The organism is Saccharomonospora piscinae, from assembly GCF_005862235.1.
Classification (GTDB): Bacteria; Actinomycetota; Actinomycetes; order Mycobacteriales; family Pseudonocardiaceae; genus Saccharomonospora; species Saccharomonospora piscinae.
In genome coordinates this window covers 245,472-272,458 of sequence record NZ_VCEK01000004.1, presented here as the reverse complement: position 1 = coordinate 272,458, position 26,987 = coordinate 245,472, and the positions used below count along the sequence as shown (strand labels likewise).

Below are 26,987 nucleotides of genomic sequence, written 5' to 3'. Positions count from 1 at the left end.
TCGCCGGGTAGCGACTCAATGCGGGTCGCGAAGCGGCTCGTCCGCTGATCCGGGAGGTCGAACGAGTGCGGATACTCGGAGTCAACGCCGTCTTCCACGATCCCGCCGCCGCTGTCGTCGTGGACGGCCGGATCGTGGCCGCGGCCGAGGAGGAGCGGTTCACCCGCCGCAAGCACGGCAAGGCGCCCGTGCCGTTCGCGACCTGGGAGCTGCCGGAGCAGGCGGCGGCGTGGTGTTTGCGGCAGGCCGGGCTGGAGCCCTCCGAACTCGACGCCGTGGCGTACTCCTACGACCCGGCGCTGGTGGACGACACGCTGGACGGCGTGGACTCGGGCGGCTGGGAGAAGCTGCGCACGCTCTACGCGCGCCGCGCCCCGGCGTTCCTGCGCACCGCACTGCCGGGACTGGACCCGTCGGTGGTCCGGTTCGTGCGGCACCACGTGGCACACGCCGCGTCGGCGGCACTGGCCGCGCCCTTCGGTGACTGCGCCGTGCTGACCTCCGACGGCCGGGGCGAGGCGGAGTCGGCCCTACTGGGCGAGTACCGGGACGGCAAGCTCGTCGAGCTGGCCCACCAACGGCTGCCGCACTCACTGGGCCTCACCTACGAGGCCGCCACGGCACACCTCGGGTTCCGGCGTTCCAGCGACGAGTACAAGGTGATGGCGCTGGCCTCCTACGGCAGCCCGCGCTTCGTCAGCGAGCTGCGCGAGCTGGTGTTCGCCACGGGTGACGGCGGGTTCCGCACCGCCGCTGTGCCGTGGGAGCACTTCGCCCCGGCGCGTGGCGAGCACGCCGAGCTCCTGCCCGAGCACGCCGACCTGGCCGCGAGCGTGCAGCGGGTCACCGAGGAGGTGCTGCTGGACCTCGCCCGCTGGCTGCACGAGCGCACCGGGCACCCGGATCTCGCCCTCGCCGGAGGCACGGCGCTGAACTGCGTCGCCAACACGCGCCTGCACGACGAGAGCCCGTTCGAGCGCGTGTGGGTCCAGCCCGCCGCCGGCGACGCCGGGACGGCGCTGGGCGCGGCACTGGCGCTGGCTGCCGACTTCGGCGAGGCGGTCGAACCCATGCCCGGCGCCGACCTCGGGCGCGGGTTCGACGACGCCGAGCTGGAGGACTGGCTGCGCAGGGCCCGGCTGCCCTACGAACGTCCCGCCGACATCGCCGCGACGGTGGCGCGGGCGCTGGCCGACGACCGGATCGTGGCCTGGTTCCAGGGGCGGGCCGAGTTCGGTCCCCGCGCGCTGGGCCGTCGCTCGCTGCTGGCCCACCCGGGCAGGGCCGCCAACCTGGACCGCCTCAACGACGTCAAGGGCCGGGAGCAGTTCCGGCCGGTGGCGCCGATGGTGCTCGCCGACCGCGCGGCCGAGCTGTTCACGCGGGGGCCGTTACCCAGCCCGTACATGCTGTTCGTCCACGACGTCGCTCCACAGTGGCGGGAGCGTATTCCGGCAGTGACCCATGTGGACGGTACAGCGCGCGTCCAGACGGTCGAGTCGGAGGAGGAACCGCTGCTGGCGCGCATGCTCACCGAGTTCGAGCGCCGCACCGGACTGCCCACCGTGGTCAACACCAGCCTCAACACCGCGGGCAGGCCGATGGTGGACGATCCACGCGACGCGCTGGAATGCTTCGGCTCCGCACCGGTGGACCTGCTCGCACTCGGCCCGTTCGCCGTGTCTCGCGGTGGAGGCCCGGCATGAGCACAGTGCGCACACCGAACGCGCGCCGCGACCCCGCACCGGACTACGCCGTCGTCGTACCGACGGCGGGACGCGCCACGCTGACGCCGCTGCTGCGGGGGCTCGCCCTCGGGCGGGGCCCCGCGCCCTCGGAGGTGCTCGTGGTCGACGACCGGCCCGAGCGCGGAGACCGGCCCCTGCCGGTGCCGGAGTGCGACCTGCCCGTCCGGCTGCTCGCGTCGGGCGGGCGCGGCCCCGCCGCCGCCCGCAACGTCGGCTGGCGTGCCGCGACGGCGGACTGGGTGGCGTTCCTCGACGACGACGTGCTGCCCGGTGAGGACTGGCGGGCCCGGCTCGCCGACGACCTCGGCGCGCTCGGCACGGAGATCGCCGCGTCGGTGGCGCGGATCGTGGTACCGCTGCCCGACGGGCGGCGCCCGACCGACGACGAGCGGGACACGCTCGCGCTGACCGGGGCGCGGTGGATCACCGCCGACATGGCCTACCGCAGGCAGGCACTCGTCGAGGTGGGCGGCTTCGACGAGCGCTTCCCCCGGGCCTACCGGGAGGACGCCGATCTCGCGCTGCGGGTTCGGCGCGCGGGCTGGCGCATCGTGGAGGGAAGCCGCGTCACGACCCACCCGCCGAAGTACGGCGGCCCGCTCGCCAGCGTGCGCCGGCAGCGCGGGAACGCGGACAACGCGCTGATGCGGGCCAAACACGGCCGGGGCTGGCGGGACGCGGCGGGTGAGGGCGAGGGCAGGCTCGGGAGGCACGCGCTTACGACGCTGGCGGGGGCCTGCGCGCTCGGGTTCGGCACGGCCGGGCTCCCGAGGGCGGCAGCGCTGGCCGGCGGTCTCTGGACCGGGCTCACGGCCGAGTTCGCCCTGCGCCGCATCGCCGCGGGCCCCCGCACCCCCGGCGAGATCGGCAGAATGGCCGCCACGAGCGCGTTGATTCCCCCGGTCGCGTGCGCGCACCGGCTGGCAGGCGAACGGCGCGTGCGGCGGGGCCGTGCCGTGCTGTTCGACCGCGACGACACGCTGATCGAGGACGTCCCCTACCTGGCGGACCCGGAGAAGGTCCGGCCCATGCCCGGTGCGGCCGACGCACTGGCCCTGCTGCGCGCGGCCGGGGTGCCGCTCGGGGTGGTGACCAACCAGTCCGGACTCGCGCGTGGCCACATCACCGCCGCGCAGCTGCGGGCCGTGACCTGCCGGATCGACGAGTTGCTCGGGCCGTTCCAGACCTGGCAGGTGTGCCCGCACGGCCCCGACGAGGACTGCCCCTGCCGCAAACCACGCCCCGCGCTGGTGCGGCGGGCGGCGGAGGAACTGGGCGTGGACGTGCGGCGGTGTGTGGTCGTGGGCGACATCGGCTCCGATGTGGAGGCGGCGCTGACGGCGGGGGCCCGCGCCGTCCTGGTCCCGACCGCGCGGACGCTGCCCTCCGAGGTCGCGCTCGCGCGCCGCTACGCCACCGTCGTGCCCGACCTGTCCACGGCGGCACGGGTAGCACTGGAGCTGGCATGACGGGCCGGGTACTGGTGGCCCGCCTCGACAACATCGGGGACGTGCTGCTCGCCGGGCCCGCCATCCGGGCGGTCGCCGCCGGTGCCGACCACGTCACCCTGCTCGCCGGTCCCCGGGGGCAAGCGGGCGCGGACCTGTTGCCCGGCGTGGACGATGTGGTCGAGTGGTGCGCCCCGTGGATCGACCCCGAGCCCGGCGAGGTCACCGAGGAGTCGGTGGGCTCGCTGGTCAAGCAGGTCCGGGACCTGCGCGTCGACACGGCACTGGTGTTCACGTCGTTCCACCAGTCACCGCTGCCGCTGGCGCTCGTGTTGCGGCTGGCCGGAGTGCCGTGGCTCGGCGCGATCAGCGAGGACTACCCCGGCTCGCTGCTCGACCTGCGTCACCGGGTGGACGGCGACGTGCCCGAGCCGGAACGGGCGCTGTCGCTGGCCCGCGCCGCCGGGTTCGCACTGCCCGACGGCGACGACGGGACGCTCGCCGTGCGCCGCCCACTGCCCGGCGTGCCCGGCACGGTGGGAGCGGCGCCGTTCGTGGTCGTCCACCCCGCCGCGTCCGTTCCGGCGCGGCAGCCCGAACGCCAGCGCACCGCCGCCGCCGTGGCGGCCCTCGCCGAGGCGGGGCACCGGGTGGTGGTCACCGGCTCACCTGACGAGCGGCACCTCACCGGGTGGGTCACCGCCGAGGCCACCGCACGCGCCGCCGAGGGCGCCGAGGACGCGGCCGGGATCGTCGACCTCGGCGGCGCGACCTCGTTGCCGCAGCTCGCCGCCGTGCTCGCCGCGGCCGACGTCGTCGTGGCCCCGAACACGGGGCCCGCGCATCTCGCCGCGGCCGTCGGCACCCCGGTGGTCTCCCTGTTCGCGCCCGTGGTGCCGCAGTCACGGTGGGCGCCCTACGGCGTGGCCAGGGTGGTGCTGGGCGATCAGCAGGCCCCCTGCCGGGACACGAGGGCACGGTCGTGCCCCGTTCCGGGCCATCCGTGTCTGGCTGTCGACCCGGCGGACGTGGTGCGGGCCGTCGACGCGCTCACGGCAGGCCGTGGCGCGCAGTCCTTCGGAGGTGTGTCGTGATCGAGCAACATTTCCGCGCGCTGTCTTCCGCTCTGCGCCGCATGCACACGGCGGCGCCGACGATCGAGGCATGGGGCAGCCACCTCGCCGGAGTGCTGGCCGGCGGCGGCCGGTTGCTGGCCTGCGGCAACGGGGGCAGCGCGGCCGAGGCACAGCACCTCACGGGCGAACTCGTAGGCCGGTTCCGGCACGACCGGCAGCCGCTGTCGGCCATCGCGCTGCACGCGGACACCTCGGCGGCCACGGCCATCGCCAACGACTACGGCGAGCACGAGTTGTACGCGCGGCAGGTCCGCGCCCACGGGCGGGAGGGCGACGTGCTGCTCGCGCTGTCCACCAGCGGCCGGAGCCAGAACGTGGTGGCGGCGGCCAAGGTGGCCCACGAGCACGGGCTGCGCACCTGGGCCCTGACCGGGCCGGGCCCGAACCCCCTCACGGCGCTGTGCGACGACGCCGTCGCCGTCGCCGCCGAGCACGTCGCCACCGTGCAGGAGATACACCTCGCCGTCGTCCACGCCCTCTGCGCGCAGCTCGACCACACCCTGGGGGTGGCCGCGTGAAGCCACTCGTCGTGGTCGGGGACGCGCTGCTCGACGTGGACGTCGAGGGCGGCGCGAGCCGGCTGTGCCCCGAGGCACCCGTGCCGGTGGTCGACGTCGAGGGCGAGTGGGTACGGCCCGGTGGCGCCGGGCTGGCGGCGATCCTGCTCGCGGCCCGCAGCGCGGGCGAGGTGCTGTTCGTGACCGCGCTGGGCGACGACCGGACCGGACACCGGTTGTCGTCGCTGCTGGCCCGCGAGGTCGAGGTGATCGCACTGCCGCTGGAGGGCGAGACCGTGAGCAAGACCCGCGTCCGGGCGTCCGGCCAGTCGGTGGTGCGGCTCGACGCCGGTGGCGGCAGGGCAGGCGGCGCACCGCTGCCCGCGCGGGCGCGGGCGGCCCTCGGCGGCGCCCGCGCCGTGCTGGTGTCCGACTACGGCCGGGGGATCACGGCGCATCCCGAACTGCGGGGGCTGCTGGCCACGCTCACCGGCACGGTGCCGGTGGTCTGGGACCCGCACCCCCGGGGTTGCGCGCCCGTCCCGGGCGTCACCCTCGCGACGCCGAACGAGAGCGAGGCGCTGGCACTGGTGGGCGGCGCGCCGGGTCCGGGTGCCGCCGCCACCGGACTCCGGGCCCGGTGGCGCTGCCACGCCGCCGCGGTGACCCTCGGCGCGCGGGGCGCGGTGCTCGCGGGCCCCGAGGGCGTCGACCCGGTCACGGTGCCGGTGCCCGACGGCGCGACCCTCACCGGCGAGAAGCTCGACACCTGCGGAGCGGGCGACCGGTTCGCCGGGGCCGCCACGGCCGCACTCGCCGACGGCACCGACGTCACCGACGCGGTGGCCTCCGCCGTGGAGGCGGCGTCGCGATTCGTCGGCGTGGGCGGTGCCGCCGCGCTCTCGGTACGCGGTGCGGTCACCGCCCCCGCGTCCGGCAACCCACCCGGCGACGGGGCGGTGTCCGAACGGGCCGCACTGGCGCTGTCGCGACGGGTGCGCGGCCGGGGCGGGCGGGTGGTGGCCACCGGCGGCTGCTTCGACCTGCTCCACGCCGGGCACGTGAGCCTGCTGCGGCAGGCGCGGGCGCTGGGCGACGCCCTGATCGTCTGCCTCAACTCCGACGAGTCCGTGCGCCGCCGCAAGGGCGAGGGCCGCCCCGTCGTCACCGCCGCCGACCGTGCCCGGCTGCTGGCGGAACTGTCCTCCGTGGACGCCGTCGTGGTATTCGACGAGCCCGCGCCGTCGGCGCTGCTGGACCGGCTGCGGCCCGACGTCTGGGTCAAGGGCGGCGACTACGACGGTGCCCCGCTACCGGAGTCCGCGGTCGTCCGGCGCCACGGCGGTGAGGTGGTGCTCCTGCCGACGGTCGAGGGCTACTCCACGACCCGGTTGCTCCGAGCCGGTGGCTGACCCGTGAACGCACGACGACGACCGACGAGGACGAGGGAGACGGAAATGAGAGTCCTGATCAGCGGCGGGGCGTCCGGGCTGGGCGCGGCGACCGTACGGGAGGTGCTCGACGCGGGAGGGCGAGCGCTCGTCCTGGACCGCAAACCCCCTGCGGAGAGTCTCGGCGTGGACTACGCGCCTGCCGAGCTGACCGACTCGGCCGCGGCCGAACGCGCGGTGCGGGAGCTGGCCGACCGCGCGGGCGGCCTCGACGCCGTGTTCACCGCCGCCGGAGTCGACACCCCGGGCACGCTGGGCACCGTGCCGACCGACGAGTGGGAGCGGGTCGTGCGCGTCAACCTGTTCGGCACCGCGGCCGTCGTGCGCGCCGCCCTGCCGTACCTCGAACGCTCCCACGGCACCGTCGTGACCTGCTCGTCCACGCTGGGGCTGCGGTCGGTGTCCGACGCCACGGCGTACTGCGCGGCGAAGGCCGGGGTCGTCGGGTTCACGCGCGCGCTCGCCGCCGAGACGGCGGGCCGGGTCGGAGTCACGCTGCTGGTGCCCGGCGGGATGGACACCGCCTTCTTCGACGGCAGGGACGAGCAGTACCGCCCGCCCGCCGACGCCAGGCTCAACCGGCCCGGTGACGTGGCGAAGGCCGTGCTGCACGCGCTGCGGCAGCCGCCGGGCTGCGAGGTGCGGGAGATGGTCGTGTGTCACTCCGAAGAGGGGTCATGGCCGTAACCCTCGTGCTGCGCGCACTCGGCCTGGGCGACCTGCTCACCGCCGTGCCCGCGCTGCGCGCGCTGCGGGACGCGCGCCCCGGCGATCGCCTCGTGCTGGCGGCACCGGCCGCGCTCGCACCGCTGGCCGCGCTGACCGGGGCGGTCGACGAGGTGCTGCCCACCCCGGGTCTCGGCGCGTTGCGGCCGGATTCGGTGCCCCGGCCCGGACTGGCCGTGAACCTGCACGGCCGGGGACCGCGCAGCATCGCGGACCTGCTCCGCACGCGGCCCCGCGCGGTGGTGACCCACCGGCACGCCGCGTTTCCCGCCCTCGACGGTCCGCCGTGGCGGGACGACGTCCACGAGGTACGGCGGTGGTGCGACCTGCTGCGCCACAGCGGCATCGCGGCCGACCCGGCCCGGCTGGAGCTGCCGCCGCCCCCGGCCGCGGCTTCAGCCTGCCCGGCACCGGGCGCGGTGGTCGTTCACCCCGGCGCCGCGTCCCGGGCCCGGCGCTGGCCGCCGGGCCGGTTCGCGGCCGTGGCCCGCGCCCTGGCCGACCGGCGCACCGGGCCGGGCGCCCGCGTCGTCGTCACCGGCAGTGAGGCCGAACGGCCCCTCGCGACCGAGGTCGCCGTGCGGGCCGGGCTCGGGCACTCGGCGGTGCGGGCCGGTGGCGATCTCACGCACCTCGCGGCGCTCGTGGCGGGCGCGGCGCTCGTCGTGTGCGGCGACACCGGCGTGGGCCACCTCGCGACGGCGTTCGGCACACCGTCGGTGCTGCTGTTCGGCCCCACCCCACCCGCCCGCTGGGGTCCTCCGCCCGACCGGCCACGGCATGTCGCGCTGTGGGCCGGCGAGGCCGGTGACCCGCACGCGCCGCGCCCTGACCCGGGACTGCTGCGGCTGACGGTGCCCGAGGTCACCGATGCCGCCCTCACGCTGCTCGTCGGAGGTGTGCCATGCCGGAGGACAGCGGCCGGAGACCGTTCACCGTCGGGGTCGTCGGCACGGGCTACGTCGGGCTGACCAGCGCCGCCTGCCTCGCGCACCTGGGCCACCGCGTGATCGGTGCCGACATCGACGCCACCAAGGTGGCGGCACTGCGGCGGGCCGAGGTGCCGATCGCGGAGCCCGGCCTCGCCGACCTGGTCGGCGCCCACGTCGCCGACGGCGGGCTGACCTTCACCACCGACCTCGCCGAACTCGCCACCGCCGAGGTCATTCTGTTGTGCGTCCCGACCCCGGCCCACGCCGACGGCACGGCCGACCTCGCACCGTTCGACGCCGCCGTCGCGGCACTCGCGGACGTGCTGCGCCACGACGCGGTCGTGGTCGTCAAGTCGACCGTCCCCGTGGGCACCACCCGGCGCACGGCCCGCGCGCTCGGTCGCAGCGCCGTCAGCAATCCCGAGTTCCTCCGCGAAGGCCACGCGGTACACGACTTCCTCCACCCCGACCGCCTCGTGGTCGGGACCGTGCCGGGCCCCGGCGAGGGGCGCGCCACCGCCACGGTCACCGCGCTCTACGGCGGGATCAGCGCGCCGCTGGTGCGCACCGACGCCGCGAGCGCCGAACTGGCGAAGTACGCCAGCAACGCCTTTCTCGCGCTGAAGCTGTCCTACGTCAACGTGCTGGCCGAGCTGTGCGAGCACGTCGGCGCGGACATCGGCGACGTCGCGGGCGCGATGCGGCTCGATCCCCGTATCGGGGCCGCGTTCCTCAGTCCCGGACCGGGCTGGGGTGGCTCCTGCCTGCCGAAGGACACCCGCGCCCTGCTGCGCACGGCGACGGAGGCCGGGGTGGACTTCGCCGTGCTGGCCGACACCGTCACGGCCAACGAACACCAGCACGATCGAGTGGTGCGCAAGATCAGGGAGGCGGTCACGGGCTCGGCGGAGGGCTCACTCGACGGGGTACGCCTGGGCCTGCTCGGCATGGCGTTCAAGGCGGGCACCGACGACGTCCGCGAGTCACCCGCGCTGGCCGTGGCCGACCGGCTCGCCTGCGCCGGAGCCGTTCTCACCGGCTACGACCCGGGTGTGCGCCGCACGGCCGAACTCGGAGCCGTGCGGTGGGCCGACGAGGTGGGTCTCGTCGCGAAGGACGCGGCCGGACTCGTGCTGCTCACGGAGTGGCCGCAGTTCCGGCAGCTCGACTGGCGGCAGCTCGCGGCACTGACCGACCGACCCGTGCTGGTGGACACCCGCGACCTCCTCGACGCGGGCAGCGTGGTTCGTGCGGGATTTTCCTATCACCGACTGGGCCGGTGACAAAGCGACGGAAACCGAGTGAAAAATGAAACACAGTCGCGAAAATCGACGTTCCGTCAACTAGCCGATGACTATTTCGTGGCGGGCCCGAAAATTCACCCGATCAGTCACGGGAGATATCCTCGACCGTGCTTCCGACCTCCGCATCGGCGAGGCTGCGCGCGACATCCGCCTGCGAGACGATTCCCACGAGCCGGTCGCCCTCCGTGACGACCAGCCGCCGCACCCGGTGGCGTGACATCTCGTCGAGAGCACGGCGGACGTCGTCGTCGGGACGGACCGCGAAGACCTCGCCCTGAGCCAGCTCACCGACGTGGAGTGCGACGGGGTCCTTGCCCTCGGCCAGCACTTTCACGACGATGTCACGATCGGTCAGCATTCCCTTGAGCCGGTGGTCCTCACCGCGGATGGGCAGCGCTCCGACCCCGGCGGAGGCCATCGTGCGGGCCGCGTGCGTGACCGTCTCGCTGGTCTCCGCATACGTCGGATCACTCGTCATGATGTCCCGGACTCGTGCCATCTGAGGTCACTCCTCGTGTTGCGACAATCCTCCATTCAGGGAATGCCCACCGATTTTGGTCTTTGCACATTGGGCCGTCCGGGCTAGTCTTTGTGCAGTCGGGCGGTTGAGCAGGCAGCAGCCAGACGAGCTTTCGACCTATCGGTTGATGGGGACACCGCTGGAGGTGCCGTGTCCGAACTAGCAATACCCACTTCACTGTTGGGACTAACCATCGAACGTCATGGAGCAGGTGCCGTTGTCACGGTGAGCGGCGAGATCGATCTCAGCACCCGGCGGGAGTTCGAGGTCCATCTCGACAAGGCGCTCGACGCCGTGTCGCCGCCCGAGACCCTGGTCGTGGACCTCAGCGAGGTCACGTTCCTGGGCTCGGCGGGACTGGCGCTGCTGCTCAACACCCAGAAGACGGCGGCACGGCGCGGAACGCCGCTGCGCGTCGTCGCGACGCAGCGCGCGGTGCGCAGACCGGTGGAGGCCGTCGGTCTGTCCGACGCCCTGCCGCTGCACGGGACGGTCGAGTCGGCGCTGGCCGGCGTCCCCGCCCCGCGTACCGGAGAGGAGATCCTCGACTTCACGCTCGACGCCGACCCGGTGTCCCGGTGAGGCGCCGCGAAGGCCACCTTCACTGCGTCTGACGCAGCGAGGGTGGCCTTCGCGGCACACCCGCTACGGACCCTCCCAGTACCGGTGCTGGGAGCCATCGGTGTCCGCGACCGCGATGACCGCGTCGGCGCCGGTCAGCTCGGCCGGGGTGAGCGGGAGATGCCCTCGCGCGATCGGGTGACTCACTCCGGTGGACGCGGGAAGCGTGGCTCGGAGCCCGGCGGCCGGGAACAGGGCACGGCGGGTGGTCGACTCGGCCAGCACGTGCTGCAACGTGCCCGGCTCGGCGCCGGACACGGCGTCGGTCGCCACGAACACGTACCGCTCTCCCAGCTCCAGTCCCATCAGCGCACCCGCGCTGCACCAGCTCACGTCCCCGCCGTCAACTGGCATGTCGGAGCGCGTCCGTCGCAGGTGCACGTTGTGCGCGAACACCAGGCTCGGCCCGCGCGGCCGCTCCCGTTCGACGATCGCGAGCAGGTTGTCCGCCATCATCTCGGCACGCAGGCTGAGCAGCGCCGCGATCCGGTCGGAGCCGGTGTCCGCCATGGCCGCGTGGTAGCGCAGCAGTCCCCGCGCGGTGCGCGCGTGCGCGACGGCGTGGCCGTAGGCGTCCGGGTCGGCGGGCCGCAGGACCGGTGCCGCGCGGCGTAACACACTGACGAGGTCGTCCGCGACCACGCGCAGAGCGCGCGCCCCGGCCGAGTCGCCGATCGACGCCTCCGGCTCGTACATGGCCGACGGGTTCGTCCAGGCCGCCTCCTCGCCCACCAGCGCGTCCAGGTCCCCGGCTGTGCCGGGACTGCCGGAACTGCCGGGACTGCCGGGACTGCCGGGACGCAGTGCGGCCGGCAGGAAACCGAGGGCCGAGAGCAGCGCGTGCCGTGGGCTCGGCGCACCGGCGAACTCCACCGGGGCGTCGAAGCCGTGGAAGCGAACCCGGTCCCGCGGCGCGCGGCCCGCGTTGTACGCGCGGAGCCACTCGACCAGCACCCGATTGCCCGGCAGAGCGCCGAAACCGTGACTGAACCCGGTCGCGAGTACGGTGTCGAGCTCCGCCGCGCCCCCGCACACGTAGTCGTCGACCGCGGCGGCGGCGAAGGCGTCGGTCTCCAGCACGATCGAGCGATACCCGCGTTCGACCAGCTCGCCCAGCAGGTCGTTGCGCAAGGACGGAAACGCCTCGACTCCGTGGACCGGTTCGCCGAGTGCGAGCAGCACCGGCGGCTCGGCCCGCGCGGCGAGGAACTCGCGGACGGTACGGCCCAGACTCGCCCGGTCGTCGAACGGTCGGCCGATCTCGCCCAGTGGCGCGGCGGTCGTCATAGAAACCCCTTTCCCAAAGCGACAGCCCTCGACGCTATCGTTGGAGAGTCGAGTGAACCCTTCCCCAACTCGACCTCGGCGATGAGCCAGAAAGCCTCAACCGGGAGTCAGGTGCGCCCTATCGACCTCGCCCGCGAACACGACTTGTCCGCGCAGGCGATCCGCAACTACGGCGACGCGGGAATCCTCCCGGCCACCGAGCGCGCTGAGACGGGATACCGGCGTTACACGCCCCTGCACGCGCAGGCGCTGCGTGCCTTTCTCGCACTGCGCAAAGGCCACGGGCACCAGCGGGCGATGGAGATCATGCGCGCGGTCAACCGCGGCGACACGGACGCGGCCTACCGCCTCGTCGACGCCGCGCACGTCGCGCTGGTCGCCGAACGCGACACCCGCACCGAGGCCGCGGCGGCGCTGGACAGCCTGGCCACCACCGCGCCGGCCCCGATTCGTGGGCCCGACCTGACCGTGGGCGAACTCGGACGCAGGCTCAGCATCCACCCGGCGACGCTGCGCGCCTGGGAGGACGAGGGCATCCTGCATCCCGCGCGCGAACGGGCCACCGGCTACCGCCGCTACGGACCTGGCTGCGTCCGCGACGCCGAGATCGCGCGACAACTCCGCCGGGGCGGGTACGGGTTGCGCCAGGTCGCGCAGTTCATCGGGTCCCTGCACGAGGCGGGCGGGGCTGAGGCGTTGCGGGACTTCCTCGACTCGTGGCAGCGCCGGCTGACCCGCCGCAGCCGCGATCTGCTCGCGGGAGCGGCCCAACTCGACGCCTACCTCACCCTGCTCACCCGGCCGTAGTAGCACATCCAGCCCAACTCGAACACCCGTTCGACTTGGGGTAGCGTCGCGGTATGACCGAGTCCAGCACCACTGCGGCGGCACGCCGGTTTCTCACCACCCACGCGAGAATGCTCGATCGCCACCGGTTCGCCGTGCTCGACGGCAGCGGCGCTCCGGAGGGGGCGCCAGCCACGCCAGCCACGCCAGCCGCACTGGCCGCGCTGGCCGCGTACCGCAACGCCGACGGCGGCTATGGGCACGGTCTCGAACCCGACCTGCGGTCGCCGGAGAGCCAGCCGGCGGCGGCACTGCACGCCTTCGAGGTGCTGGCCGAGGTGACACCCGTGACCACACCGGCAGCGCGGGAGCTCTGCGACTGGCTCACGACGGTGGCCCTGCCCGACGGCGGACTCCCGTTCGCGCTGCCGATCGGTGACTCCGTGGGGTGCGCGCCCTTCTGGACCCAGGCGGACCACGCCACGTCGTCGCTCCAGATCACGGCCGTGGTCGCCCTGCACGCACACCGCGTCGCGGCGCACGACCGTGGCGTCGCCGATCACCCCTGGCTCGCGCGCGCCACCGAGTACTGCGTGGCCGCGATCCTGCGCCTGCGCCACGAGGAACGGGTGCCACACGCTTACGAACTGGCCTTCGCCGTGCGGTTCGCGGACGCGCTGCACGGCGCGCATTCCGAGACGGCGCGGGAGTTGCTGACCGTGCTCGGGGCCCACGTCCCCGCCACCGGGCTGGTTCCCGTGCAGGGCGGCGCACCCGGTGAGACGCTGCGACCGCTGGACCTGTGCCCGCAGCCAGGGCCCGCGAACGCGCTACTCACTCCGGAGGTGGTCCGGGCCGACCTCGACCGGCTCCGGGACCGGCAGGCCGAGGACGGCGGCTGGACGGTGGACTTCGCCAGCTACTCCCCCGCCGCCGCACTCGACTGGCGCGGCTACACGACCGTCAACGCCCTGCGCACGCTGGCCGCGTACGGCTCGTGAGACGCCGCGAAGGCCACCGTCGCCGCGTCTGCCGCGGTGACGGTGGCCTTCGCGGCACTCCGGCGCGCTAGAAGCGCAGGTTCCTCAGATAGTCGTAGCCGACCTTCGCCGTGGTCAGCGGGTCGGACGGGGCGTCGTGCTCGACGATGTACTGCTTCATCGGGCCCGGCCAGGTCCTGCGGAACAGCGTGCGCCAGTCGATGTCGCCCGTTCCCACATCGGCCCAGCCGCCGTCCTCACCGCGGTCCTTCACGTGGAACTGCTTCACCCGGCCGAAGCGGCGATAGTACTCCTCCACCGGATCGGCTCCACCGACGACCACCCAGTACAGGTCGTACTCGAGGTGGACGTTGTACCACTTGGTGCGGTCGGCGATCACGTCGATGGGACGCACGCCGTCGATGGGCTGGTACTCGTGGTCGTGGTTGTGGTAGCCGTACGAGATCCCCGCCCTGCGGAACGCCGAGGCGGCGTCGTCGAGCCGGTCCGCGAAGTCGCGCCACTCCCCCAGCGTGCCGTACTGCGCCCACGCGCAGGCCGCCTTGCGGTAGCCGATGGTCTTCGCGTCCTCGATCAACTGGTTCACGTCGGCGCCGTCGAACCCGACGTGCGCCGAGGTCGCGGTGAGGCCGTACCGGTCGAGCAGCCGCCGGAACTCGGCCGCCGACCTGCCGTAGGTGCCCGCCAGCTCCACGCTGCGGTAGCCGATGTCGGCCACCGCCTCCAGCGTGCCCTCCAGGTCGGATTCGAGCAGGGTACGCAGCGTGTAGAGCTGAATGCTGATCATGCGCTGCGGAATGCGGCGCCCACCCGGGAACCAGCTGGCCTGTGCGGTGCCGCTCATCGCACCGGCGAGCCCGACACCGGCCGCGGCTCCCGCGGCGGTGCGCAGCATGGCCCTGCGGGACAGTCCCTTGTCGCTCATGCCCTACCTCTCACTTCTTGTCGGCGCTGAACGCGGCGTCGAAGGCCGCCTCCGGCTTGTCGAACAGCTGGCTGCGGATGTAGGTCACCGCCTCGGCGGCGCCCCGCAGCCGGTCCATGCCCGCGTCCTCCCACTCGACCGAGATCGGGCCGGTGTAGCCGATGGAGTTCAGGGCGCGGAAGGCGCTCTCCCAGTCCACGTCGCCGTGCCCCGTCGACACGAAGTCCCAGCCGCGTCGCGCGTCGGCCCACGGCAGGTGCGAGCCGAGCCTGCCGTTGCGGCCGTCGAAACGCTTCTTCGTGTCCTTGCAGTCCACGTGGTAGATGCGGTCGGCGAAGTCGAGGATGAACCCGACCGGGTCAAGGTCCTGCCACACGAAGTGCGAGGGGTCCCAGTTCAGCCCGAAGGCGGGCCGGTTGCCGACGGCTTCCAGAGCGCGCTTGGTGGTCCAGTAGTCGTAGGCGATCTCGCTCGGGTGCACCTCGTGGGCGAAGCGGACGCCGACCTCGTCGAAGACGTCGAGGATGGGGTTCCAGCGCCGGGCGAAGTCCGCGTACCCGTCCTCGATCACATCGGCCCCGATGGGCGGGAACATCGCCACGTACTTCCAGATCTTCGAGCCCGTGAAGCCGACGACGGTGTCGACGCCCAGCTTGGCCGCCGCCCTGGCCGTGTCGGCCATCTCCGCGGCGGCGCGGGTGCGCACCCCTTCGGGCTCCCCGTCGCCCCAGATGCGAGCCGGAAGGATGTTGCGGTGCCGGTCGTCGATCGGGTCGTCGCACACGGCCTGGCCCACGAGGTGGTTCGAGATCGTCCAGACCTTGAGCCCGTACGAGTCGAGCAGCTTCAGCCGCTCGGCCACGTAGTCCGGTTCGGACAGTGCTCGGTCGACCTCGAAGTGATCGCCCGAGCAGGCGATCTCCAGCCCGTCGTAGCCCCACTCCGACGCGAGCCGGCACACCTCCTCGAAGGGCATGTCGGCCCACTGGCCCGTGAACAGCGTTACCGGTCGACTCATCCTTGAGCTCCCTGCTCTCGAATACCTTGCAGTTGCAGGAGAAGGTCCCGCACGTCGGTGGCGGCGATCCGGCCCTTCGTCTCCACAGTAGAGGGCACGGCCGGGTCGGAACACAGCAGAACCGGACCGTTCTCGGCCGAATCCGGCAACCGCCCGTGGGAACCCCGTACCCACCTCGGGTCGGTGGGCACCACGTTCATGGCGTAACGCAATCCGACCTTCTTGCGGACCAGGTTCAGTCCGGCCCTGGCCTTGGCGAAGGAATCGCTGGGATCGAAGAACAACTCGGCCGGATCGTATCCCGGCTTGCGGTGGATCTCCACCCCTCGGGCGAAGTCCGGTGCGTGGTCGTCGTCGAGCCAGTAGTAGTACGTGAACCACGCGCGCGGCTCGGCCACGGCCACGAGTTCGCCCGCACGCTCGTGGTCGATGCCGTAGCGGGCCTGCGCCGCACGGTCGAGCACCTCGTCGACGCCGGTCAGCTCCGACACGATCTCGCGCACCCTCGGCAGGTCCGCGTCGTCGGCGACGTAGACGTGGGCGACCTGGTGGTCGGCCACGGCGAACGCACGGGACGTCCACGGGTCGAGGTACTCCATCCCGTCCTGCGTGTAGACCTCCAGCAGGCCCTCGCGCCGCAATGCACGGTTGACGTCCACCGGCGTGTCGACGGGCGTGATGCCGTACTCCGACAGCGCCACCACGGTCGCACCGGCGCGCTCGGCGTCGGTGAGCAGCGGCGCCAGCACCGCGTCGACGTCCCGGGCCGCCTTGACCGCCTGTGGCGAGTCGGGGCCGTGGCGCTGGAGGTCGTAGTCCAGGTGCGGCAGGTAGGCCAGCAGCAGGTCGGGGTTGTCGGTGCGCAGGATGCGGCGGGTGGCCTCCACGATCCATTTCGACGACGCGATGGATGCCGTGGGGCCCCAGTAGTTGAACAGCGGGAAGGAACCGAACTCGGCCGTGAGCGCGTCGTGCAGGTGGGGCGGGCGCACGTAGCAGTCGGGTGACTTGCGGCCGTCGGCGTGGTAGATCGGCCGGGGCGTGATCGTGATGTCGGTGGTCGCGCCCATCGCGTACCACCAGCACACGTTCGCGGCCGTGTAGCCGGGCTGCGCCGCACGCGCGGTCTCCCACACCTTCTCGCCCTGCACCAGCTTGTTGTGCTGGCGCCACAGGTAGACCTCACCGAGGTCGCGGAAGTACCAGCCGTTGCCGACGGCCCCGTGCTCCGCGGGCATCCGCCCGGTGAGCAGCGTGGACTGCGCGCTGCACGTCACGGCGGGCAACACGGTTCCCAGCTCCGAGCGCCAGCCCCGGTCGGCGAGCCTCGACAGGTTCGGCATGTGCCGCAGCAGCGCGGGCGTCATGCCCACGACGTCGAGCACGAGCAGTTTCTTCATACGGTGACCTCCGTGCGCGCCCAGCGCAGTTCGTCGGCGATTCCGGTGGCGAGGTCGCTGCCGCGCCAGGTGGGCAGCACCGTCCAGGTGTAGGTCTCGACCTCGACGTGCGGCATCCCGCCTCGCTGCCCGGCGACGGCGGCGACGGCCTCGGTGAGCACGTCCGTGGTCGAGACCAGCGGCGGCCGGGGCTGGGCGTGCAGCGGCACGTGGAAGTGGACCCGCCACGGCCCGCGACCCGGCAGCTCCTCCAGTGCGCGGTCGAGGTCGTCGGCGGCCAGGACCTCCCCGGTGGGGGCGAGTTCCCGCACCTGGTGCAGGTAGCGCGGCTCCACGAACTCGGCCAGCGCCGCCCGCGCCTCCGCCTCGCCGGGCCGGTCGACGTGCAGGGCGGCCGAGGCCTGCACCTTCACGACGTCGAGCCCGGCGTCGTGTATTCGGCGCACCGTGGCGGTGGGGTCGGCGAACGAGACGGCGAGGTGGCACGTGTCCAGGCACAGCCCGACGTGCTCGGCGTCCACCCGTCCCGCCAGCCACGCCACGGCGTCGGCGGCGGTGTCGAGCACGCAGCCGGGTTCCGGCTCCACGGCCAGGCGCAGCGGCCTGCCGATCCGCCCGGACAGCGTGCGGGCGTAGGCGGTGACCTCGTCGAAGGCCGCGACTGCGCGGTCGTCGGCGGCGGGGCCCCACGGCTCGCGCCAGCCCAGCGGCAGCGTGGAGATGCTGCCGTAGGCGGCGTCGGAATGCAGCAGGTCGGCCAGCACGGTGAGGCAGTCCCGGGTGTAGCGCGCCCGGCGCGGGTCGGTCCAGTCCGGGACGTACACGGCGTGTTTGACGACCTCGTCGTGGAATCCGCCGTAGGGAAACGCGTTGAGCGTCTGCACCGCGAGTCCCCTGGCCTTCAGCTCACCGGCCAGCCGTGCCCTGGCTGCGGCGTCGGCCGCGAGTCCGGCGGCGACGTCGGCGGCCAGCCACAGCCCCACCCCGAGCACGTCGACGGCCAGCGACTCGCGGACCGGGGTAGCGTAGGTGTCGAGCTGACCGATGATCCCGTCGAGGTCCTCGGCGGGATGAACGTTGGTGCAGTAGGACAGCACGGCGCTACTTCCTCGCGCCGCGCAGGACCGAGTTGCCCTCGAACGTCTCGGCCGTCGGTGCCGACTCCGGCAGCGGGTCGAGCATGAGCTTGCCGCTTTGGCCGTAGAAGGCCACGGGGTTGTCCCACAGCACCGTGTCCACATCGGATTGCGGGAAACCGGACTCCAGCATCGCCGCGCCCGTGCGGTAGGTCTTGAGCGGGTCGGAACGCCCCCAGTCGGCGGCGGAGTTCACCAGCATCCGCTCGGTGCCGTGCTCGCGCAGGATCGCCACCATCCGGTGCTCGTCCATCTTCGTGTCGGGATAGATGGAGAAGCCCATCCAGCATCCCGAGTCGGCGACCAGCCCGACGGTGACCTCGTTCAGATGGTCCACCACCACCAGCGCCGGGTCGATGCCCGACTCCCGCACGACGTCGAGCGTCCGTCGCGTACCCGCGAGCTTGTCGCGGTGCGGCGTGTGAACCAGCACGGGCAGCTCGTACTCCACCGCGAGGCCGAGCTGGTGGGTGAACGCCTTCTCCTCGGCCTCGGTCATCGAATCGTAGCCGACCTCCCCCACGGCCACCACGCCGTCCTTGGCGAGGTAGCGCGGCAGGACGTCGAGCACGTCCAGGCACCGGGGGTCGTTGGCCTCCTTGGGGTTCAGCGCGATGGTGCAGTGGTGGCGGATGCCGAACTGCGACGCGCGAAACCGCTCCCAGCCGACGAGCCCGTCGAAGTAGTCGGTGAACGACCCGACGGTGGTCCGGGGCTGGCCGAGCCAGAACGCGGGCTCCACGAGAGCGCGCACCCCGGCGGCGTACATGTTCTCGTAGTCGTCGGTGGTGCGCGAGGTCATGTGGATGTGCGGGTCGAAGATCTTCATCGGGCGGCCTCCTTGTCACGGGTGGCGTCACCGAGCGCCAGGATCGCCTCGGCGTCGGCGGGCACGCTACGCCCCGCCGCCGTCCGCTCGGCCACGTAGTCGGTGACCATGCGGACGAGCTCGGCGTCACAGCGGCGGCGCAACCCTGCCACCGCGGCGGTCGGCACCCCGGTGAACAGGCACTTGAGCACACCGTGGCGCCAGCTGTGGTCGTCGAGATGCTCGGCCGCGAACGGGCCGAGCGCCGCGGCCACGAGCCCGGTGTCGTTGGCGCGCAGCGCGTCGGCCACCAGCCGGGTTCCCACCTCCACCACCTGCGGGTCGGTGGCGGGCAGCAGGTGGAGGTTGCGCAGCACACCACGCTTCTCCGCGCCGTCCCCGTAGCGATACAACTGTTCGACCTCGGTGCCGAGCGCGCCGGGCTCCAGCGTGCCGGCCAGCGCCGACAGCAGGTGCCCGCGCGCGCGATCGTCGTGGGTGCCGTGGATCAGACCTTCGGGGTCGGTGTCCGGCCGCAGCGCCGTGCGCCCGGCCTTGCGGCCCACGGCGGGAAACGACGTGCGGATGCGCTGGGGTTCGGCGCGCACGGCCGCCCGCGCGTCGACGACCCAGTCGGCCGAGGTCAGGGCCGCGTGCGACCGGCGCGCCACCTCGGGCGCCGCGTGACTGTGCCGGGGCAGTTCGACCGCGGCCAGGCCCGCGTAACCGACCTCGGCCAGCGCGGCGAGTGTGCCGGGCAGGTCGAGCTGTCCCTGCCCGAACTCCAGGTGTTCGTGGATTCCGGGCAGCATGTCGTCGAGTTGCACGTTGAGCAGCGCCGAACCGGCCCTGCGGACGCAGGCGGCGGCGTCGACCGGCTCGACCGCGACGCAGTGGCCCACGTCGAGCGTGATGCCCAGCCGCTCGCCCAGCTCTTCCCGCAACCGCAGCGCCTGCTCCAGGTGCTGCACGAAGTGTCCCGGCTCGGGCTCCAGCGCCAGCGGTGCGCTCGTGCCGTCCAGCACCGCGGCCACGCCGTCCCGCAGCCGCTGCCACGCGACGTCGTCGGCCAGGCCACCGGGCGCGACCCCCGACCAGAACGACACGCACTCCGCGCCGAGGTCGGTGGCGATGTCGGCGGCCCGCCGCAGGAAGTCGAGGCGCGGGCCAGGCTCGTCGGACAGCAGGGTCGGCTGGTGCTTGCGCCACGGGTCCAACAGGTAACGGGCGCCGGTCTCGACCACCACGCCGAGCCCCAGTTCGCCCAGCCGCGCCGCGAGGCGCCCGGTGCGGGCCACCACGTCGTCGGCGAACGGGTCAAGGTGGGCATGGTCGAGCGTGAGCGCCACGCCGGAGTAGCCGAGGTCGGCGATGACGGCGAGCGCGTCGTCGAGCCGGTGGTTGGCGAAGCCGTTGGTGCCGTAGCCGAACCGCAGAGTGCTCACGTGGGGCTCACCTTCTTCGCGAGTCGCCGGGCCAGCGGGAGCGCGGTGACCAGCAGCGTCGCCGCCCGCACGGCACCGTGCCGGGCCGCGATGGCCGCCTGGAGCGGCACCATGCCGTGGATTCCGGCCTTGGTGGCCTCCCTGACCCGGGCGGCCGACGGGTCACGCAGCGCCGTGTACTGGGCCCTGCCGACCGAGGCGGCGTAGGTGCCGGAGAACGCGCCGCCCAGCACCGTGGCCGCACGCCGCGCCGCCCTGCTCGTGGCGGGCGGGTCCGTGCGCCGGGCACTCCGCGTCGACAGGGCCGTGGTGGCGGCGGTCGCGGCCAGCGCGCCACCCGCGGTCGCCGGGCTCGTGCCGTGGACCTCGTTGCCCGACAGCGCGGTGACGCCGAAGGTGTGGACGCCCAGCGCGCTCGCGGCCGCCAGCGCCTCCCGCTCGCGCCCCGTGGCTCCCAGCAGCACGTCGAGCCCCCGGCAGGCCGCCATCGTGACCGGCCCCAGCGGGGTGCCCTTCGTGGTCGTGTCGTAGGCCCACACGCAGGCCGCCAACGGCAGCGCCGTGCGCCACGCCCGCGAGCCACCGGCCGCGCGCGCGAGGACGAGCCCCGCCGCCGTGAGGGCGCCGCCGGTGGCCAGCGCCGCGGTCGGGCTCACGCGCCCCGACGGGATGGGCCGCTCGGGGCGCTCCACGGCATCGAGATCGCGGTCCGCCCAGTCGTTGAGTGCCATGCCCGCCCAGTAGAACGCCGCCGACGCCACCGGCAGCAACCGCCGCCTGCCGCGCAGCGGAGCACCGGCGGCGGCCCCGCCCGCGACCGTGTCACCGACCGCGGTGAGCGCGGCCGGGCCCCGGACCAGCTCGACGTAGGCGCTCACAGCGTGCCCGCCCAGGACGACAGGGTGGCGAACTGCTCGGCCAGCCGGTGTTCCGTACTGCCCATCGGGTCCTTGAAGAAGAACGCGAGCGGGGCGAGCGGGCCGGCCTCCCCCGCCGCCTGCGCCGCCGCCGCGAACCGCGTCAGGTCCAGCACCAGCGGCGCGGCGAGCGACGAGTCGTACCCGGTCCACGTGAACTGCATGCTCATGCGCGCGCCGAGAAATCCCTCGAACGACACGTGGTCCCACGCGATCTTCTGCTCGCCGAGGTCGGGAACGTTGTCGATGTGCAGGGGTGCGGTGACTTCCTGACCCAGCAGGGTCGAAAGGCCCCTGCCCTTGGAGGCGAGCTTGCTGCCCGCGTGCTCGGAGTCGGCCAGCGTCAGCCCGTCGCCACCGCCGAGCAGGTTGGTTCCCGCCCAGGATCGGACCGTGAGCGCGCGGGTCGTGAACAGCGGGGCCAGCGTGCTGCGCACCAGCGTCTCGCCGGTCTTGCCGTCCGATCCGGCGTAGGGAATGCCGCCACGCCGCGCCAGTTCCCGCAGCGCGGGCAGCCGAAGGCCGGTGGACGGGGTGAAGTCGACGAACGGGCACCCGGCGCGCACCGCCGCGTAGGCCGCCACGGAACTCGGCGGCAGCACGGTGCGGCCCGGCACCGCCATCGCCGCTTCCAGCGCGCCGAGGTCGTCGTGCTCGGGCAGGTCGGGAAAGACGGGTTCGGTGGACGACACGTTGACCACCACCACCCTCGCGAGGCCGTGGCGCCGGGCGAACGCGGTGATGTCGTCGGTGAGGGTACGCGCCGCGTCGGCCTGCGTACCCGAGTGCGTGGCGGGGTGGTAGCCCGGCCGGATCTCACGTTCCACTTCGGACAGAGTGGGGCGTACCGCCTCGAACACGCGGTGCGGGATCACGCCCGAGTCGGTGAGCAACTCGGCACGCTTCTCCAGCGGGGTGTCGACGATGTCGTGCCCGCCGACGCGGATCTCGTCCCACTCGGGGAGTGGAACGTCCCGGAACTCCTGTTGCGCGCTGACACAGCCGACGGGCGGAACGACTCCGGACCGCAACGCCAGCAACCCGGTGACCGCCGTGGTGGCCACGGAACCCCGTGCGCCGATCAACCACAACCCTGTGGGCGCCATGATGCACCAACCTCAGTTCACTTGTCTTCTTCGCGGTGGATGCCGGTGCCACCGCGCCTTTCCAGACCCTCTCACGACCCTGGGACGTCCCCGCGGTTCGACGCGCTCGGCCTGGACACTCCCGGGTGGGCGCCCGCCGCGCCGCGGACGCCCACCCGGGAGGGGATCACGAAACGTCAGGCAGCTGCGCGCTCCCATCGACGTGTCCGATGAGGGCTTGCCCGTCGCGCACCAGAGTGGTTCGTGCCACTCCCTCGGGCAGCCGCTCGGCCGCGGTCACGAAGCGCTCCAGCGCTCGCTCCGCGTGCGTCGAGCCGCCCCACTTGCCCGCGACCTCCGCGAGGCCCAGCTTCACCGACAGCATGATCCGCTGGCCGAAACCGAGCTGGCCCTCGTCCGCGAAGCGCGACAGCAGCGCGTTCACGTCGTCGAACGACGTCGTGGACGTGAACTCCACCGTGTGCTCCGCCGTGTTGCCCGCGGCGTCCGTGGCCGCCACGACCAGCGAGTGCGCACCGAGGTCGAGCCGGTGCAGCGCCACCGTGTGCTCCGAATCCAGTTCCTCGCCGTCCAGCGTGGCCGAGGCCGACTCGATACCGGAGGTGGCGTCGGTCGCCTGCCACGTCACGTCGAGGTCCCGCGAGTCGCCGTAGACGACGCCGTCGGCCACTCCGTCGATCAGCACCACCGGGTCCGTGCCGTCGATCTTCAGGGTCAGGGCGTTGTCGTCCTCGACGTTGCCCGCCTTGTCGACCGCCCGGTACAGCAGCGTGTGCTCACCGTCACCACTCACGACGACCGGCTCGCCGTACGGCGTCCAGTCGCCGCCGTCGAGGCGGTACTCGACGCGATCGACCCCGGAGCCCTCGTCCGTGGCCTCCAGGCTGATCCCGACCTCGCCGTCGTGCCAGCCGTTGGCGCCGGGCTCCGCGAACGACGCCTCGGTGGCCGGGGCCGCCGAGTCGATGTCGCGGATCTGCACGTTCCGGAAGAACACGTCGTCCTCGCCACCGTGGTTCTGCAGGCCGACGAAGCCCTGCGTGAGATCACGGTTGGGGTCGGTGCTGACGAAGTCGTTGATCAGGGTGCCGTTGAGGTACACCTGGATCGTCTGACCCCGCACCACGAGCTCGTAGCTGTTCCACTCGCCCTCGGGGTTCAGCGCCTCGTCCCTGGCCTCCAGATCGGCCGACTGGAAGTCGTAGATCGCGCCCGTGGTCTTCTCCGGCGCGTCCGACGGGTCGATCTGGATCTCGTAGCCCTCGTTGACCGCGACCCACGGGTCGTCGCCCGGGTCGGGGAAGCCCACGAAGACACCGGAGTTGTCGTCACCGGGCATCATCCAGTCGAGCTTGAGGCTGTACGCCGGGCCGAACTGCTCGTCGAACCACAGCAGCCCCATGCCGCCCACGGACTTGATGGTGCAGTCGTCACCCAGCTCGAACGAACCTGGCCCGGCCTGGTTCCAGCCGCCGAGGCTGTCCTCGGTGCCGTCGAACAGCATCCGGTAGCCGTCCTCGGGCTGGCCGGGCTCGCACTCGGCAGGAGTGCCGGGCTCGGCGACGCCGGCACCGTTGACGTTGAGGACGTCCACGTCGAACAATCCTCCGCTGCCCTCGCCCCGGAACACCAGGTAGAGGGGGCCGCTCTCACCCGGGTCGGTGACCTCGACGGGCCCGACCTCCTCGTAGGTGTCGAAGCCGCCGGTGTTCTCGACGTCCACCGTGTGCACCACGGGACCGTCGACCGCGCCGACGCGCGCCTCGATCGTGCCGCCCGATCCACCGGAGGACACGCGGTAGGTCACGCTGTCGACACCCGACAGGCTCGCCGGATCGAGCTTGATCCAGTCGCCGTCGTCGATGTAGCCGACCCGCTGGCCACCGCTGGCGCCGTCGGCCGCGACGACCTCGACGCCCTCCATCTCGGTGAAGAACTCGGCCTGCTTCGTCTTCGGCTGGAGCACGACCTCGTCCGAGCCCTCCAGCGAGGGCAGGTCACCGGCGCCGGTGTCGGTGTAGCTCGCGTTGATGACACCGAAGATGTCGGCGTCGAGCCCGTGGCCCTCGTCGGCCGGGGTCTCGATGACGCCCTCACACCCGGTCGTCCGCGACAGCGGGTGCCCGTGGTTGTCGTGCCCGAGGATGTACTCGACCGTCACGTTCGAGCAGTCGATCTCGCCGTCCTCGGGGTCGGTGACCGAGACCTCGAACGGCACGGTGTCGCCGAAGCCGAAGAAGCCGCCGTCGCCGGGCGTTTCGAGGGTCACCGTGGGCGCGGTGTTGCCCACCGTGACCGTCACGCTCGCGGTGCCCGTCAGGCCGGTCTCGTCGGTGACCGACAACCGCGCGGTGTACTGGCCGTTCTCGGTGTAGGTGTGGCTCACCGGGCCGGCCTCGTTCGAGTCGGTCTCGCCGTCACCGTCGAAGTCCCAGGCGTAGGACAGCTCACCGCCGTCCTCGTCCTCGGTTCCCGACGGGTCGAACTGCACCTCCAGCGGAGCCTGACCGGAGGTCACGTCCGCCGACAGCGACACGTCGGGCGTGCGGTTGCCCTTCGTGTAGTCGATGCGGTAGACGGCCGAGTCGTCCGCGCCACCGAAGTAGCCGCTGCCGTAGTCCAGCACGTACAGCGACCCGTCGGGCCCGAACTCGATGTTCATCGGGCGGGTCAAATTCATCGACTCGAAGAACGGCTCGATCGCGCCGGGCTCGCCGTCCTCGCCGACGTCGATCGTGTTGATCCAGCCGCGATCCCACTCGTAGGCGAAGTTCTTGCCGTCGTAGTACTCGGGGAACTTCGTGGGCGAGTCGTTGTCCGGGTCGAAGCGGTAGACGGGGCCGCCCATGGGCGATTCGCCGCCGGTGCCGAACTCGGGAACCGACCCGCCGTCGTACGGAATCCACGCGGGCTGCGCGGGAGGCAGCTCGGTCAGACCCGTGTTGTGCGGGCTCTCGTTCACCGGTGCCGCGCAGTCGAACGCCTCGCCGGAGGTCCCGGTGACGAAGTCGTAGTCGATGAACGGCTCGTTGTCACCGACGCAGTAGGGCCAGCCGTAGTTGCCGGGCTCCTTGATCAGGTTGAACTCCACGGTGCCTGCCGGTCCGCGCTCGGGGTTCGCCGACCCCGCGTCCGGACCGTAGTCACCGAGGTAGATCCAGCCGGTCTCCTTGTCGACCGCGAAGCGGAACGGGTTGCGGAAACCCATCGCGTAGATCTCGGGGCGGGTCTTCTCGGTGCCCTCGGCGAAGAGGTTGCCCTCCGGGATCGTGTAGCTGCCGTCCTCCTGCACCGAGATCCGCACGATCTTGCCGCGCAGGTCGTTGGTGTTGGCGGAGCTGCGCTGCGCGTCCCACGCGGGGTTGCGCTCCTCGCGCTCGTCGATCGGCGTGTAGCCGTCCGAGGCGAAGGGGTTGGTGTCGTCGCCGGTGGACAGCAGCAGGTTGCCGTCACCGTCGAAGTCGATCTCGCCGCCCGCGTGGCAGCACGTGCCGCGGTCCGCGGGTACCTGGAGGATCTGCTGCTCGCTGTCCAGATCGAGCGTGCCCTCGTCGCTGAGGGTGAAGCGGGACAGCTGGTTGTGGCCCTCGAAGGGCTCGAAGTCCTCCGCCGTACCGGTCTCGGGCGCGTCACCGGCCGGGGTGTCCAGCGGCGGCGCGTAGTACAGGTACACCCAGCGGTTCTGCTCGAAGTCCGGGTCCACGGCGATGCCCTGGAGGCCGTCCTCGTCGTGGTTGTAGACGTCGAGCGTCCCGGCCACGGAGGTGCTTCCCTCCGGCGTGGTCAGAAAGACCCTGCCGTCGCGGGAGGTGTGCAGCACCCGGCCGTCGGGCAGGACCGACAGCGCGATGGGCTCGCCGGTGACGCTCTCGCCCTGCGCCAGGGTGATCTGGTCGAAGTCCTCGTCGGCGGGGTCGCCCGGATCGCCGGGATCGGGGTCGCCGGTCGAGGCGCAGTCGGCGTCGGCCAGGCCCGCGGCATAGCGGATACCGCCCGCGAGGTGCGAGAGGAACTCCGGTTCCTCGTACGACTCGATGGTGTGGCCGCCGCCCGTGTACCAGGCACGGCCGCCACTGTTCTCGTGGCACCAGGCGATCGGGTGATCGTCGCCCATCGCGCCCGAGCCCGCGTCGTAGCTGCTCTCGTCGAGCGCGGCCAGCACGTGGACGTCCTGGCGCGGGTTCTCGCGGTAGTTGTACCACTCGTCGGTGCGCACCCACTGGTACGGCAGTTCCGCCGTGGACGGGTGCTGCCGCTCCTCGACGTTGACCGTCGCTTCCTGGATGTGCGGGTGCGAGTCGAAGTAGGCGCCCACCAGATCGCCGTACCACGGCCAGTCGTACTCGGTGTCGGACGCGGCGTGGACGCCCGCGTAACCGCCGCCGCCCTCGACGTAGCGCTCGAACGCCGACTGCTGCTCGTCGTTCAGCACGTCGCCGGTGGTGGACAGCCAGACCACCGCGTCGTACTGGGCGAGGTTGTCGTCGGTGAACTCGGCGGCGTCCTCGGTGGCGTCCACCGAGAAGTGGTGCTCCTCGCCGAGCTGCTCGATGGCCTCGATCCCGGCCGGGATCGAGTCGTGCCGGAACCCGGCGGTCTTCGAGAACACCAGCACGCTGGCGTCCGCGTGGGCGGCCTCCTGCGCGCCGGCGGTGAACGTCAACCCGCCGCTCAATCCCGTACAGAGCGCGAGCGTCACGACGCCGGCCTTCCAACCGCGCCGCAACGCTCCGCCCTGAGTTCTGGTACTACTGCCTCGTCGCACTGGTACCTAC

The 26,987-nt window shown here is 72.7% G+C and carries 22 protein-coding genes; 11 read left to right on the top strand and 11 right to left on the bottom strand.

Translation table 11 applies throughout. The features are described 5' to 3' along the window. The first annotated feature begins 65 nt into the window (after window positions 1-65). From FFT09_RS17560 to FFT09_RS17525, 8 genes are read left to right on the top strand one after another with little or no spacing between them, the layout of a single operon-like run. Window positions 66-1,706: a carbamoyltransferase family protein gene (locus FFT09_RS17560; RefSeq protein ID WP_138383367.1), complete on the top strand. Its 1,641-nt coding sequence runs from the start codon at window positions 66-68 to the stop codon at window positions 1,704-1,706. Continuing rightward, window positions 1,703-3,217, top strand: coding sequence for an HAD-IIIA family hydrolase (locus FFT09_RS17555; RefSeq protein WP_138383366.1), 1,515 nt, complete (start codon window positions 1,703-1,705; stop codon window positions 3,215-3,217). The genes FFT09_RS17560 and FFT09_RS17555 overlap by 4 nt, the downstream gene beginning before the upstream one ends. Then, window positions 3,214-4,290 carry a glycosyltransferase family 9 protein gene (locus FFT09_RS17550; protein ID WP_081194806.1) on the top strand — a complete coding sequence of 359 codons (1,077 nt, stop codon included), beginning with the start codon at window positions 3,214-3,216 and terminating at the stop codon, window positions 4,288-4,290. The genes FFT09_RS17555 and FFT09_RS17550 overlap by 4 nt, the downstream gene beginning before the upstream one ends. Next, window positions 4,287-4,850 (top strand): D-sedoheptulose-7-phosphate isomerase, encoded by a 564-nt coding sequence (locus FFT09_RS17545; RefSeq protein WP_138383365.1) that lies wholly within the window; start codon window positions 4,287-4,289, stop codon window positions 4,848-4,850. The genes FFT09_RS17550 and FFT09_RS17545 overlap by 4 nt, the downstream gene beginning before the upstream one ends. After that, window positions 4,847-6,241, top strand: a complete 1,395-nt coding sequence (locus FFT09_RS17540) for a PfkB family carbohydrate kinase (protein WP_138383364.1) — start codon at window positions 4,847-4,849, stop codon at window positions 6,239-6,241. Before FFT09_RS17545 ends, FFT09_RS17540 begins: the two co-directional genes overlap by 4 nt. Window positions 6,242-6,286: 45 nt before the next feature. Continuing rightward, window positions 6,287-6,967, top strand: a complete 681-nt coding sequence (locus FFT09_RS17535; protein WP_024876023.1) for an SDR family oxidoreductase — start codon at window positions 6,287-6,289, stop codon at window positions 6,965-6,967. Continuing rightward, a complete protein-coding gene (locus tag FFT09_RS17530) occupies window positions 6,958-7,977 on the top strand; it encodes a glycosyltransferase family 9 protein (protein WP_138383363.1) in 1,020 nt (339 codons plus the stop codon). Before FFT09_RS17535 ends, FFT09_RS17530 begins: the two co-directional genes overlap by 10 nt. Next, the gene (locus tag FFT09_RS17525; protein ID WP_138383362.1) at window positions 7,911-9,221 is read left to right on the top strand and encodes a UDP-glucose dehydrogenase family protein; all 1,311 of its coding nucleotides are present in this window, start codon (window positions 7,911-7,913) and stop codon (window positions 9,219-9,221) included. Before FFT09_RS17530 ends, FFT09_RS17525 begins: the two co-directional genes overlap by 67 nt. A 103-nt stretch (window positions 9,222-9,324) precedes the next feature. Here FFT09_RS17525 and FFT09_RS17520 read toward each other — a convergent pair whose 3' ends face one another. Beyond that, window positions 9,325-9,741 (bottom strand): CBS domain-containing protein, encoded by a 417-nt coding sequence (locus FFT09_RS17520; protein WP_081194800.1) that lies wholly within the window; start codon window positions 9,739-9,741, stop codon window positions 9,325-9,327. A gap of 171 nt (window positions 9,742-9,912) precedes the next feature. Here FFT09_RS17520 and FFT09_RS17515 point away from each other — a divergent pair, with 171 nt between their 5' ends. Next, window positions 9,913-10,344, top strand: coding sequence for an STAS domain-containing protein (locus FFT09_RS17515; protein ID WP_081194798.1), 432 nt, complete (start codon window positions 9,913-9,915; stop codon window positions 10,342-10,344). Between the two features lie 63 nt (window positions 10,345-10,407). On the opposite strand, the gene FFT09_RS17510 is transcribed toward FFT09_RS17515, so the two are convergent. Then, window positions 10,408-11,670 carry an erythromycin esterase family protein gene (locus FFT09_RS17510; RefSeq protein ID WP_138383361.1) on the bottom strand — a complete coding sequence of 421 codons (1,263 nt, stop codon included), beginning with the start codon at window positions 11,668-11,670 and terminating at the stop codon, window positions 10,408-10,410. 111 nt (window positions 11,671-11,781) lie between these two features. Between FFT09_RS17510 and FFT09_RS17505 the strand changes: the two genes are divergently transcribed. Both FFT09_RS17505 and FFT09_RS17500 read left to right on the top strand, forming a co-directional pair. Then, window positions 11,782-12,477: a MerR family transcriptional regulator gene (locus tag FFT09_RS17505; protein ID WP_081194794.1), complete on the top strand. Its 696-nt coding sequence runs from the start codon at window positions 11,782-11,784 to the stop codon at window positions 12,475-12,477. Between the two features lie 53 nt (window positions 12,478-12,530). Next, a complete protein-coding gene (locus tag FFT09_RS17500; RefSeq protein ID WP_138383360.1) occupies window positions 12,531-13,457 on the top strand; it encodes a prenyltransferase/squalene oxidase repeat-containing protein in 927 nt (308 codons plus the stop codon). Between the two features lie 67 nt (window positions 13,458-13,524). Here the strand turns inward: FFT09_RS17500 and FFT09_RS17495 are convergent, their stop codons facing one another. From FFT09_RS17495 to FFT09_RS17455, 9 genes are all read right to left on the bottom strand, one after another. Further along, on the bottom strand, window positions 13,525-14,382 hold the full coding sequence (locus tag FFT09_RS17495; protein WP_138383359.1) for a sugar phosphate isomerase/epimerase family protein: 858 nt from the start codon (window positions 14,380-14,382) through the stop codon (window positions 13,525-13,527). 10 nt (window positions 14,383-14,392) lie between these two features. Beyond that, window positions 14,393-15,400: a sugar phosphate isomerase/epimerase family protein gene (locus FFT09_RS17490; RefSeq protein ID WP_024876032.1), complete on the bottom strand. Its 1,008-nt coding sequence runs from the start codon at window positions 15,398-15,400 to the stop codon at window positions 14,393-14,395. Further along, window positions 15,397-16,800, bottom strand: a complete 1,404-nt coding sequence (locus tag FFT09_RS17485; protein WP_138383358.1) for an alkaline phosphatase family protein — start codon at window positions 16,798-16,800, stop codon at window positions 15,397-15,399. The genes FFT09_RS17490 and FFT09_RS17485 overlap by 4 nt, the downstream gene beginning before the upstream one ends. Beyond that, complete coding sequence (gene eboE, locus FFT09_RS17480; protein ID WP_138383357.1) at window positions 16,797-17,897, bottom strand: metabolite traffic protein EboE; 1,101 nt, start codon at window positions 17,895-17,897, stop codon at window positions 16,797-16,799. The genes FFT09_RS17485 and eboE overlap by 4 nt, the downstream gene beginning before the upstream one ends. 4 nt (window positions 17,898-17,901) lie before the next feature. Continuing rightward, window positions 17,902-18,765 carry a TatD family hydrolase gene (locus tag FFT09_RS17475; protein ID WP_138383356.1) on the bottom strand — a complete coding sequence of 288 codons (864 nt, stop codon included), beginning with the start codon at window positions 18,763-18,765 and terminating at the stop codon, window positions 17,902-17,904. After that, window positions 18,762-20,189: an EboA domain-containing protein gene (locus FFT09_RS17470; protein ID WP_138383355.1), complete on the bottom strand. Its 1,428-nt coding sequence runs from the start codon at window positions 20,187-20,189 to the stop codon at window positions 18,762-18,764. Before FFT09_RS17470 ends, FFT09_RS17475 begins: the two co-directional genes overlap by 4 nt. Next, window positions 20,186-21,067, bottom strand: coding sequence for an SCO3242 family prenyltransferase (locus FFT09_RS17465; RefSeq protein ID WP_138383354.1), 882 nt, complete (start codon window positions 21,065-21,067; stop codon window positions 20,186-20,188). Before FFT09_RS17465 ends, FFT09_RS17470 begins: the two co-directional genes overlap by 4 nt. Beyond that, complete coding sequence (locus tag FFT09_RS17460; RefSeq protein WP_081194778.1) at window positions 21,064-22,212, bottom strand: inositol-3-phosphate synthase; 1,149 nt, start codon at window positions 22,210-22,212, stop codon at window positions 21,064-21,066. The genes FFT09_RS17465 and FFT09_RS17460 overlap by 4 nt, the downstream gene beginning before the upstream one ends. A 166-nt stretch (window positions 22,213-22,378) precedes the next feature. After that, complete coding sequence (locus FFT09_RS17455; RefSeq protein WP_138383353.1) at window positions 22,379-26,977, bottom strand: ThuA domain-containing protein; 4,599 nt, start codon at window positions 26,975-26,977, stop codon at window positions 22,379-22,381. Window positions 26,978-26,987 lie beyond the last annotated feature (10 nt).